The following is an 11,873-nucleotide window of genomic DNA, read 5'->3' as shown; positions in this document are numbered from 1 at the left end:
CAAAGCCCCGTCCCCAACTTGGGATACCTCGCTTATTGCCTATTTACTTGATGACACCTTTTTCGTTGATAATTTTCGTTGCTTCACCAACCATCCATTGCTGCACCTTATCAATCGATTCATTTCCAAGCATGAATCTGCTGAAGCCGTCATCGATAATTTTGGTCAATTCGGACGTTGCCGTCGTCATCACCTGCGCACCGTCAAGGAATTGAATTTCGTTATCGAAAAGTGTGTATTTGAGTGAATCCATATCATACATATCTTCTTTGCCAGCGACCAATTTAGTCAGCAAGGTCTCATTGTCAGCTTTTTTATATCCGGAGAATTCCAGTCTGTTATCACTAACAGCCGTAGACATAAATCTCATCAATTTGAAGGAAGCCTCTTTGTTCTTTGAAGTTGCGCCCATCGCCAGCATGTTGCCGCTGGTGAAGTATTTGCCTTCATAGTCTTTCGGTTCCGATCCTGCAGGAGGCACCGGTACCGGAGCAAAGGCTGTCTTGAATTCATGCGGATACTGCTCGGTGTTACCTGGATCAGCAATCGTCCAGTTGCCAGCCAAGATCATAGCAGCTTCTTCATTGAAGAATTCGGTACGATAGTTAAGCTTAGCGGCAAGAGCGTCTGCATAAGATTTCGCAGATTTATCAGCAGACTCCATATCTTTACGCAGCTGGAAGAAATACTTATATGTCGGATCCGCGAAGATCGTCGTCCCGTCATCATATACGAACGGGTCTTTCATCATCGTTTGAGCTGGAGCGTTCATGTACAATTCCCAGGTGTGGAAATATGTGCCGTAACGTTTGTCCACGCCTTCGCCTTTGGTCAGTTTTTTGGCATAGTCGCGGTAGTCATCCCATGTCCAGCCAAAAGTAGGTACAGGCAGACCCGCTTCATCCAGTGCATCTTTGTTCAGCATCACGTAGTTGCTGCTCTTCGTATATTGCAACCCATAATAGTTGTTGTCGACCTTAGCATTCACATAATATTCATCCTCAGGAACGAGGTTATCTTTCTCATAGAATTCATTCAGCGGGGCAAGTGCTCCCCGAGTCGCCCGTTCAAGCACGCCTCCCAAGCTTGGCACCTGAACAACATCAATCGCTTCGCCGGAAGATATCAGGAAGTCGAGTTTCTTCAGCATCTCCACAGAATCACCGGGAACGAGTGTCACATGCTCTACCTTGATGCCTGGGTTCTGATCCATAAATTCCTGCAGCATAGCATCGGTACCAGCCGACTGGGCTTCATTATCCCAGTTGTAATACTTGATGGCGACTTGCTTGTCCACCTTGGTGTTCCCGGCATTCGTGCTAGCTTCAGCATTCCCGTTCTTTTCCGAGTTTCCGGAATTTCCACAGGCGCTTAGCGTTAAGGAAACCGCCAGCATGGAGCCCAGTACAACGGATAATTTTTTTTTGCTCTTTGTTTTCATTTTACTTCCCCCCGCACTGAATTTTAAGTATAGTTCCTTGTTCATTTCTTATTATAGGCATCCGCTTTACTGGCCAAGTGCACAATTTTGCTGTTGTAGGATCACATTTTTGACTTTTACTATCTATCGTGTACACCCGCAGGTCAGCCCTTTACGCCGCCAAGGGAGATTCCGTTAATGACTTGCTTTTGCAGGGCAATGAACACGATGACGAGCGGGATGATCGCCGAAACAGCTGCCGTCATCATAATCGCATAGTTGTTCGAATAATCGTCCCGGAACAGGGTCATACCGAGTGGGATAGTGTACAAATTCTTATTTAGTAAGAAGATCAGCGGATTCTGGTAATCATTCCAGGTCCAGATAAATTTGATGATCGCTACCGTAGCGAGCACCGGCTTGCAGAGCGGAATAATGATAGACCAGAATATCCGTAAATGGCCTGCACCGTCAATTCGCGCCGCTTCAATATATTCGTCGCTGACACCAATCATAAATTGCCGCAGCAGGAACGTGAAGTAGATGGAGAACATACTCATTAATATGATTGCAGCATGAGTATCATAAAGACCGAACCAGCGAATCAGCAGAAAGCGCGGAATCAGTGTGGCCTGGTCAGGTATAATCATGAACGACAGCAGCGCCAGAAACACCATATTTCGTCCTTTAAACTTGATTTTGGTCAAGGCGTACGCCGACATAGATGAAATGATAAGTGTAATTAAGGTTGTAATAATCGCAACTTTAAAGGAATTTAAATAGAAATGAGAAAAAGGTACTCGTCCCATCCAAACCATCTTGAAATTATACGCTACATTGATCTTCTCGGGAATCCATTGGATCGGAAAGCGCATAACATCTTTCTCATATTTAAAGGCTGCGGAAATCATCCAGATCAGAGGAATAAGAAATACAATGGACAAAGCCCCCATGATGCAGGTAGTGATCACTCTGGACATATTTTTTCTAATCAGTTGCATGTTAATCTCCCCCCTTTATTCTTCATTTCTCATTTTCCAAGTAGCTGCGGTGATCAAGCCTATGACGGCGAATAGCAGCCAGGAAATTGCAGAGGCATAGCCCATGTTGTAGTATTTGAACCCTTCCTCATAGATCCTGAACACAAGCACGGTAGAAGAATTGTTCGGGCCACCTTCGGTCAAAAACGCGATGATGTCGAACACCTTAAACGAGCCAATCAGCATGGTTATAAGCAAGAAGAACGTGGTTGGACGCAGCATCGGAACCGTGATGGCAAAGAATTTCTTCAGTGCGCTAGCTCCATCTATTTCGGCGGCTTCGTAGATTTCATCGGAAATATTCGTCAAGCCGGCCATATAGATAATAATGGTGTAACCCAGACTCGCCCAAGAACTGATAATGGCAATCGATAACAGCGAGGTCTTTGGATCGACCAGCCATTTTGGAGGGCTGGAAATTCCAAGCTCCATCAAGAACTGATTGATCGGTCCAAGGGATGGATGGAACAATGCGCTCCATACAGCGGCAATTGCAATAATCGAAGAAATATAAGGGATAAAGAAGGCAACTTTGAAATAATTTTTAAGAAATACACTATTTTGAATCAATGCCGCCAGCACCAAAGCAATCGCAATCGGTATCGGCACGGTCATAATCATATAAATAGCATTGTTCTTCAAAGCTTGAATGATGCTCGGATCATGGAACATTTTGATATAGTTATCCAATCCGATAAACTCGATCCCTTGAACCCCCGACAATAGATCCCATTTCGAGAAGCTTAAATAAAGTGAGAATCCAAGTGCAAATACATTAAGAAAAAGCATTCCGACAATTTCCGGAGCTAGAAACAGCCACCCGGTCAAAGCCTCTTTCCGCTGCGGAGTCCAGAACTTCCGCTTCTCCTGCAGAATTTTTGGCACAGGTTGTTTTGCAGCCTCCACGTTGTATCACCTCGACAATTTGATTTGTCATTATAGTAATATATCCGCCTCCCGCATGAAGGAGTGATTATGACCCGAGATGTGCAAGATTTTGACCTTTGTCTTTCGACATCAAAAAAACCGCCCTAGATGGGCGGCTGGTCTATTCGGTAGGTTGAGAATTGCGCTTCTCAGCGTACCGAGTGTTTGGATTTATATTCGCTCGGCGTTGTTCCCACATATTTTTTAAACACTTTTGAAAAATAGGTTCTGTCCGAATATCCCAGACCAACGGCTAGCGATTCCAGATTTTGGCTGGAGATTTTCAGCATTTTAGTCGCAACCTTCATCTTGTGCTGATGTACATAGTCCGTAAAGGTCAGACCTGTCATGCGTTTGAAATAACGCGAGAAATAGCTCGGGTCCAGAAAGAGATAACGTGCCATATCAATTGAAGTGATGTTATCGCCAAGATGCTGATCGATAAATTGCTGGATAAGCTGCAGCTTGGGCTCCTGCGGGGGAGTTCCCGCCACCTGCTGTTTGTTGCCTGTAATCTGCACAAGCTTTCTTTCCACCAGTTCCATCGTATCCTCCAGTGTGCGGGTTTGCACGAGATAGACGAACAGATCCTCATCGAATGTTAGGCTAGTGAACATCAGCTCGATACCGCGGAGCATAAAGGATAAATCCCGGACGAAATCGCCCGGATGGATAGCCATAACTTTTGCAGTCCTAGCGATTTCCTGAAGAGTGCCACGGATGGCTTCAAGATCATTTTTAATCACGGCCCGTTCCATCTGCGGGATATAACTATCCAGAAATCCTTGAGGAGCAGGCTGGAAGCGAGGGGTAGCGATTTGCAGAGTATCCAGAACTGTGTATTCCGCACTTGCATAGAACTCGCACTTGTCCTGGACAATTTGCCGATGAATCTGTCCAATCGCCTGCAGCTCTATTTTCTCAGTGACTGCGATGATGCCCGGTTGAATCTTAAGGAGATGGGAGCACTCGGAACACAATCGCTGTAAATAATCATGAAAATAAAGACTGGCATTCTGCGCCAGATTCACACGGTAATTATACAGAATCACAATATTCTTCTGTTCCAAAAAAGGCGTAATCCCCTCACACGCTTCGGACAGCTCTAGGGCTATATTGTAGATGGCATATAAAATAAGTGGATACTCGCTCTGCTTGTACCTCTTCTCGAAACTGGAAAAGTGAATGCTGACCGTGCCCAGCATGAACCACGGATACGTCCAGGATATGCCGATTTGCGTCGCATAGGCTAGCGTGGTTTCGGGCGGAGCGCCGCCAATCACCCTTTGCAGCAGATTCTGCCGGAATAACTGGCTATTGTATCCCGTTTCCCCATGCTTGATTAGCCCGATCTTCGATTTAAGCAAGCGTACAGACTTGGCAAGGCTTTTCTCCAGTTGCTCGTCCGTAAGCTGGTCCTTAATTAAATAGTCATCCACCTTCAGCTTTACCGCTTGCTGAGCATAATGGAAATCCTCATGACAGGTCAGGAAAATAATTCTGACCTCCGGCTTCATCCGGGTAAAGTAATCGGCCAGCTCAATCCCGTTCTTTTGCGGCAAGCCAATATCTGTGATCACGATATCGGGCTGTACTTCCTCAAACATTAATAACGCCTTGGCACTGGAATAGGTGCTGCCGACAATCTGCAAGCTATGTGCTTCCCAGTCAATCATCTGCTGAAGCACCTTGAGCATAGGAACATCATCATCTATGAGCATCACTTTATACATCAATATCCCTCTCTCTCCGACAGATTAACCTGATGATTGCCTTGCGGCAAATACAGAGAAACGGACACCCCACCTTGCGGCAAATTATGCAGCGACAAGCGGGTATCCTGACCATAGGTCAGCCTCAGCCTTTGAACCACGTTAATTAAACCGACCCTTTGATAAGTTCCATCCTGTTCATCGTCCTTGTAGAGCAATCTGCGGTTCAGTCCTGCCAGAATTTCTGCCCCTGCACCACAGCCATTGTCTTCGACTTCAATCATAATCCCATCAGGGATCGTTCGGGCACGGACGACAATACGCGGTGCCGGGTGGTCAACTAGACCGTGAACGATGGCATTCTCTACGAGAGGCTGCAGAATAAGTTTAGGAACGATGAGCTTCTCTGTATCCGCTTCCAGATCTACCTCCAGTTCAAGAGGGATTTCGTTGCGGATCTTCATGATGTCGATATAATGGCTAAGCAGTCTGCATTCTTCCCGTAGGGTAGCCGGTTCATTGACTTTCAGATAGGCACGGAGAAGACTCATTAGCGAATCAATGATCCCGCTGTGCAGCTTATCTTTAGCCAAAATAAGGCTACATTTGATCGAATTCAACGTGTTGATCAAAAAGTGGGGACGAATCTGCATAAACAGCGCCTCAAGTTCCATCACTCGCTTCTGTTCTTGCTCCAGCTCGATGTCGTGAATCAATCCTTGCAGTTGATCCAGCATAGTATTCAATGTCTGCCCCAGCTCAGCGATTTCATCCTTGCCCTTGACCTCCAGCCTGACATCAAGATTCCCCATCCCGAACTGGCGCACAACGCGCTGCAGCTTCATGATCGGACTATGCAATCTTTTGGCAATCAGCATGGAAGTAGCCGAAAAGACAATAAACAAGAGAAGCACTAAACCAATACCACTATAAAAAGTTCGCGAAATCTGGCCCGACCATTCTTTCTCTGAAGCTTCATAGACCAGCTCCCAATTGGATTTGTCGATGGCTCTGGCCGTACGCACGCTCCCTCTAGCTTCCTTGCCTTCTGGGGCTAGCTCTGAGTTCCCGGCGATCAGACCTCCTCTGGAATCAAACAACGCCAGCTTGCCAAACTCGACCGGCCCGAGCAATTTGTTGAAATAGGCATCGGGAATTGAAATGAGAAGCACGGACACCTGCTGTTTCTCCCGGCTATCATAGATTACTCTGGCAATATAGTAGCTACTGCTTTTACCGGAACCGCTGTCAGCCATCCCAAGCCATTGCAAGGTCTCCGGTTCGTGAATATTGACACGTCCCATCAGCTTGTCCATGTTGGCATTAATCACGGATAAATTCTCAGTCCCAGAGGAGATCACAAAGTGTTTCCGGTTAACCAAATACATGCGAATGTTATTATTTAGCGGCTTAGAGTTGATGAGCGAAAACACATCCTGAATTTGCGTAAAATGTACGTAATCCTGATAGGTGTTCAATCGCTCGGTATCTGCAAAGACCTTCAGATTGGCGCGAAAATTGGTATCGTTTACAATAAAATGCGATGCAAATGTCACATCATCAATGGTCTTGTTTAGTTCGTCAATCATAACGTTCAGAAAGTTATCGTTGCTGAGCTGCAACTTCTCTACCATCGTATCCCGAATAAGCACAAAGGAGATGATCGATACTGCAATCAGCGGAATAAAAATCAGCAAAAGAAATGAAACCTGGATACGTCTATAGTAAGTGAATTTGAACATGTTTTCTCCACGCCTCTCTCATGCTCTTTTCTTTTATTCTATCAGCCCGTTATCCAGTATACATGCATTATCTGATTACCGTGACTTTCTTTTGACCGTTTGCGAAAACAATAAGCACTACTTCACCAAATATTTGTATACCTTCCACTACATAGGAATCCAAGTGACTGGATGGAACCTCATGGCTGATCACGATAATATGCTCCTCATTCCTTTCAGGGAAGCTGATGCGGCATGCCTCCGCCTGCACAGCATCCACAGGTTCACCCGTATGGCGGTAAATCGGCACCTGTTCAACCAGTGGACAGAACGGCTCACCGGAAGGCTGCGGGTACAGCATCTGTATCATCGATACCTTTCCTTTTCCCGTTCGGGAGTAAACGGCATGTTGATTGGGTTCCAGCAGATTGTATTCGCGGGAGATTACCCCGTCATCAATCTTGCCCTGAAGTCCTTTAACATTTACGGGAATGATGCAAAGATTGGCTTCCTGCTCATTGTTTGTACGGCAAATGAATGTCTCGTCTTCCATCTGAACCGCTCCGGGAGCAAAATGAAAATGCTGGGAAAACGTATGCTCCTGACGGCAGCTAAAGCTGTCGACCAGAAGCCAGTAATAAGGCTTGATGAATATGATCCTCCTTAGCAGGTGTACCGGATCATCCAAATGACGGTAACCATCATGGCTGCCCTCAACATAATCAAAGTCCGGATTGCTGATCCATTTGCTGCCTACCGGCTTCGCAATTTGGGAGAAGGACCATGTATCCGTGATTTCAGTGAATCCAATTCCGTCAACAGTAGTCGTATTATGGGCAGCGCTTTCTTTTAACGCTTTTCTAAGTGGTGTGTGATCACTATAGTTGTATCTGCCCAGATCGGTAAGCATATCCCGCCCAAAGGCATGCAGATCGAAATGTAGCAAATCCGCGTGACCATGTCCACCACCAAGCGGTCCGCAGTGGAAATATAGGTACAAGTCCTGCTCGTCCCAACCCATTCGCATCACATAATGACCGGAATGTGTGAAAGAGCGTGACAAGTAAGGCGGTTCCTCCGCAATCAGCTGCTCGTAGCCTTCAACTCCACTCGTTCCGAACAACCAGGCATTGTCATAATCCATATGATCGTATCCGCCAAAGCGGAGCACAGAATCCTGGAACAACCAACCTGCATAAGTCAAAATCGAACGGACATCGCTGTCATCACTATCCCCGAGCATCGGCTGCCGATGATTCGGTTTGGCCCAATACAAGGAAGCGACGGCCATTTGATGAACTTTTTGCTGAAGTTCATCCTGTAGCTCCAGTCCATTCATGCGAGCCAAGCGGATGCAATCGAGAAAACATACCAGAACCTCATGGTGATAGGTGGGCGATTGCTCCCACTGGATACCATCCGCCATAACCTGGATTCTAGCCGTCTCCCCTAATCTCTCCTCACCGAGCCGTCGCCAAATCTTAGCCCTAGTGAACTCAGGGAAGTAGAGCGCGGTTTGGAATAAACCACAAGTCTCCAGAACGCCCCAATTGCTGATATTCTTCCAGCCCGTAAACGATAAAGCTAAATATTCGCTGTGTTCATGAAGGGATATCATCACTTTCGCCAGAAGCGTCGGTGTGAGCAGCGGACTATCCTGTATATAGGACAGCGCTTTGATCCAGTTCGCACAGCGAAGACCCGCTTCAATGGTGCGCCAAGTCAACGTATCATTCGTAGGCATGTCTGGAACAGGATTACGGTCCATCCAATCTTCAAGCTGACAGCAAAATGTTCTCGCATACTCCTCATTACCTGTTATCGCATACGCTTGTCCTAATGCCACCCAGTAGCGGTGGCGATTCAGCATATAAGCCCATTCTACATCCTTATCCGGAATATAACGCCAGTCAATTTCTTCCACAAAGGTAACCGGAATGCGGCTGCGCTCCATATCCCAGGGAAACCGAAAAAGAAACGTCTGCTCCATAACTTCATCCGCCGTCTTCATTACGACTTCCAGCTCATCTGCGCAATATTGCTGTATATAATCGATATGCTGCTGTTTCCGACTGTCCTCTGCCCGCCAGCCCGGCGTGCTCCGACTAGTCAAATACCGATGCAATTCAGTCAGCGCATCATCCTGCCGTGCTTGGCTCAGCGCACCCTTCACGGGCGCTAGAGCAGGTAATTCAAGGTCGAGTAGCGTAAAGACAGCATAGGGAGAGGTTGTTCGGCCATCAGCGTTCATACCAGTACCCCCTGGTGCCTTTTTGCAACCGCAGCAACGCTTCGAGGTAGAAATAATCTCCCCAGATCATGAAATCATCCGGAGACAGACCGCCGCGTACATGGTAAGAGCCGTGTTTCAGCAGCCCCTCCGCGTCTTCACCGATCGTAGAATAGTTCTGCACAAGTGAAGTCATCGACTGTATTAATCCCTGCTGAAAATAAGCCCGTTCGGGATCTTCCTCCTCCATTAGCTCCAGCAGTTCCAGTAGTCCAGCCGCAACAATTGCAGAGGCCGAGCTATCCCGGTACGTATCCGCAGACACTGGAGCATTAAAGTCCCAGTAAGCGACATGATCCTGTGGCAAATGGTCCAGAAAATAGCGAGCCATCCGCTTGGACGTTTCCAAATACAACGGATCCTTAGTATAGCGGTAAGATAATGCAAAACCGTAGACGCCCCAGGCCTGCCCGCGCGTCCAAGTCGATCCGTTAGTATAACCCTGGTGTGTAGCGCCGCCAATCGGCTCTCCTGTCTTCTGGTCGAAGAAAAACGTATGGTAGGAGCTGTCATCTCCCCGCACCAGATAACGTTTCGTTTTATCCGCCTGCATGACCGCCACCTGCCGATATAGGGAATCACCGGTCTGTTGTTCCGCCCAATACAGAAGAGGGAGATTCAACAGACAATCAATAATGATGCGCCCACCTTCCTGGGCATCTCCCACAGGTCCCCAAGCCTGAATATAACCACCGCCTGTGCGCCAGCGCTTCAGTAATAAGTCCGCCGCCTGCAGTGTCAACTGACGCGCGGATTCGTCTTTATCTATAATCCACTGGGCCTTGGAGGATAACGAATACAAAAATCCGATGTCGTGATGATCAAGCACCGTCTTTGCCGCGAAACGGCGGCGGAAATCCTCTACGGTATGAGATGCCGCGATACGAAAGCTGTCATCCTGCGTATATTCATAGCACAACCACAACATGCCGCTCCAGAATCCATTGGTCCAGTCGTCATTGTTATTGAGCTGGTAAGTTCCATTCATGCTGACATGAGGGAATCTACCCCCGAATCGGTCTATATTTTTACGTACCTTCTCTATCGCATCTTCAATCGCATTGCTCCACATAAGTTCCTTGCTCCCTTCGGGCTCTTCGTTTCTTATGTTTCATGATAAGGAGAGTGAACAGGATCTAATAGGGGCGATTTTTGCTTTGATGTGCATTATTTTGACTTTTGTACGAAGTAACAAAACGTATAACTATTTATGGAAAAATACGTTAAAATCAGAAAGTGACTTACAACTTTCATTCTTTTTAGAAACGGAGTGTCCTATTAATGAAAAAGCTAGGTGCATTATTTTTATCCATTTTCATGGTTATGTCTATCTTTACCACTGCCCATGCGGCTGAAAAGCCTGTCGGTGTGTGGATTGATGGAACAGAAGTAAAGTTAGGCAATTCTAATCCTGTTCTAGAAAAAGGAACTACATTGGTTCCTATGCGTCCACTCCTAGAGAAGCTTAATGTAAATATGAATTGGAATAAAAAGACCCAAACCGTAACGGGGACCAAAAATGGACTAGCCCTCTCACTGACTATCGGCAGCACCACAGCAACGGTAAACGGGGAGAAGAAAAAACTAGAGGTGGCTCCTAAAACCATCAACAATGTCACCTATGTTCCTGTCCGCTTTATCGGTGAAACGATCGGCTATAAGGTAGAATGGAATGCGGCGCAGCGCACCATCACCTTTGTAGCTAATAACGAGGCTGCAGGGAGCACCGGATTCTTATGGAAAGTGGAGAACAACGGTAATACCGTCTATCTACTTGGCTCTATCCATGTGGCTAACGACAAAATGTACCCGCTACGCCCGGAAATTGAAGCTGCTTTTGAAGCGTCTCAATATCTCGGGGTCGAAGTTGACTTAACAAAGGTTGATCAAACGGAGATGCAAAAGTTCCTTACGGAGAAAGGTTCTTATACAGATGGGACCAAGCTCAAGGATCACGTATCCGCTGATACCTATAACAAAGTTGTTGCGCTTCTGAAAGCGAATGGTCTTGCAGGAAATGCATTCGATTCCTATAAGCCATGGGTCGTTACTCAAGGTATCTCAAGCCTACAAATGCAAACAACAGATTATACACCGGATACGGGTATCGACCTATATTTCACACAGAAGGCAGGCAAACTGAATAAACCTATCGTTGAATTGGAAAATATGCAATTGCAGCTGAACATGTTCAATCAATTCTCAGATGGATTGCAAGAAAAGCTTCTCCTTGATACACTCGATAGCCTCAAGCAAACGGACAATGCCGCAGCAACGGCTTCGCTGGATGGATTATCCCAAATGTGGATGCAGGGGGATGAACAATCCCTCGTAGCTATGACACAAGCGGTCGCTAAGGAGCCAGAATACTATAAGGGTCTCGTTTCGGATCGGAATGCCAACATGGTGAAGCATGTAAAAGAGTATTTGAATAGTGATAAAAAAGCGACTTATCTTGTCGTTGTTGGTGCACTACACATGCTGGGTGATGATGGCATTGTGACTCAATTGCAAAAAGACGGCTTTAACGTCGTCAAACAATAAATACTAGTGTCAAAATAAATAAGGCTGTCTCTTAGTCATCTACAATGACTTTGAGGCAGCCTTTTATTTTTACTTTTTTAGCTCAATCTAAAAATAGTAGTAAATTGACGTGAAGACAGAGCGGAGGGGTGGAGGGATTCTGGAGAAACGCCAGTGTTCGCCTTTAAAGACCCATTTCAACTGCTAATCTTTCTACTATTCAGAAATTGGGCTTTAACA

8 protein-coding genes are annotated in these 11,873 nt (G+C 46.4%); 1 reads left to right on the top strand and 7 read right to left on the bottom strand.

Annotation, left to right across the window (positions count from 1 at the left end; genetic code table 11):
- Nucleotides 1-43: 43 nt before the first annotated feature.
- The 7 genes from H70737_RS07415 to H70737_RS07385 form a co-directional block, all read right to left on the bottom strand.
- The gene (locus H70737_RS07415; protein ID WP_042186016.1) at nt 44-1,441 is read right to left on the bottom strand and encodes an ABC transporter substrate-binding protein; all 1,398 of its coding nucleotides are present in this window, start codon (nt 1,439-1,441) and stop codon (nt 44-46) included.
- A gap of 143 nt (nt 1,442-1,584) precedes the next feature.
- Nucleotides 1,585-2,421, bottom strand: a complete 837-nt coding sequence (locus H70737_RS07410) for a carbohydrate ABC transporter permease (protein WP_042186014.1) — start codon at nt 2,419-2,421, stop codon at nt 1,585-1,587.
- A 15-nt stretch (nt 2,422-2,436) separates the two neighbouring features.
- A complete protein-coding gene (locus H70737_RS07405) occupies nt 2,437-3,366 on the bottom strand; it encodes a carbohydrate ABC transporter permease (protein WP_042125419.1) in 930 nt (309 codons plus the stop codon).
- Between the two features lie 170 nt (nt 3,367-3,536).
- Entirely contained in the window at nt 3,537-5,120 is a 1,584-nt protein-coding gene (locus H70737_RS07400; RefSeq protein WP_042186011.1) for a response regulator transcription factor, read from the bottom strand.
- Nucleotides 5,120-6,841, bottom strand: a complete 1,722-nt coding sequence (locus H70737_RS07395; RefSeq protein WP_042186009.1) for a sensor histidine kinase — start codon at nt 6,839-6,841, stop codon at nt 5,120-5,122. Before H70737_RS07395 ends, H70737_RS07400 begins: the two co-directional genes overlap by 1 nt.
- A gap of 67 nt (nt 6,842-6,908) precedes the next feature.
- Nucleotides 6,909-9,071, bottom strand: a complete 2,163-nt coding sequence (locus H70737_RS07390) for an alginate lyase family protein (RefSeq protein WP_042186007.1) — start codon at nt 9,069-9,071, stop codon at nt 6,909-6,911.
- Complete coding sequence (locus tag H70737_RS07385) at nt 9,061-10,182, bottom strand: glycoside hydrolase family 88 protein (RefSeq protein ID WP_042186005.1); 1,122 nt, start codon at nt 10,180-10,182, stop codon at nt 9,061-9,063. Before H70737_RS07385 ends, H70737_RS07390 begins: the two co-directional genes overlap by 11 nt.
- A gap of 209 nt (nt 10,183-10,391) precedes the next feature.
- On the opposite strand from H70737_RS07385, the gene H70737_RS07380 reads away from it, so the two are divergent.
- Complete coding sequence (locus tag H70737_RS07380) at nt 10,392-11,654, top strand: TraB/GumN family protein (RefSeq protein ID WP_042186003.1); 1,263 nt, start codon at nt 10,392-10,394, stop codon at nt 11,652-11,654.
- The last annotated feature ends 219 nt before the right edge of the window (nt 11,655-11,873 follow it).

The organism is Paenibacillus sp. FSL H7-0737 (assembly GCF_000758545.1).
Taxonomy (GTDB): Bacteria; Bacillota; Bacilli; order Paenibacillales; family Paenibacillaceae; genus Paenibacillus_AQ.
The sequence above is the reverse complement of the archived record's forward strand: the minus strand, read 5'-3'. Positions and strand labels throughout refer to the sequence as shown.

What these genes read in the sequence shown, in the direction of transcription:
- H70737_RS07400 (WP_042186011.1), bottom strand. Translation starts at nt 5,120, where the DNA reads ATGTATAAAGTGATGCTCATAGATGATGATGTTCCTATGCTCAAGGTG.
- H70737_RS07390 (WP_042186007.1), bottom strand. Translation starts at nt 9,071, where the DNA reads ATGAACGCTGATGGCCGAACAACCTCTCCCTATGCTGTCTTTACGCTA.
- H70737_RS07385 (WP_042186005.1), bottom strand. Translation starts at nt 10,182, where the DNA reads ATGTGGAGCAATGCGATTGAAGATGCGATAGAGAAGGTACGTAAAAAT.
- H70737_RS07380 (WP_042186003.1), top strand. Translation starts at nt 10,392, where the DNA reads ATGAAAAAGCTAGGTGCATTATTTTTATCCATTTTCATGGTTATGTCT.
- H70737_RS07415 (WP_042186016.1), bottom strand. Translation starts at nt 1,441, where the DNA reads ATGAAAACAAAGAGCAAAAAAAAATTATCCGTTGTACTGGGCTCCATG.
- H70737_RS07395 (WP_042186009.1), bottom strand. Translation starts at nt 6,841, where the DNA reads ATGTTCAAATTCACTTACTATAGACGTATCCAGGTTTCATTTCTTTTG.
- H70737_RS07410 (WP_042186014.1), bottom strand. Translation starts at nt 2,421, where the DNA reads ATGCAACTGATTAGAAAAAATATGTCCAGAGTGATCACTACCTGCATC.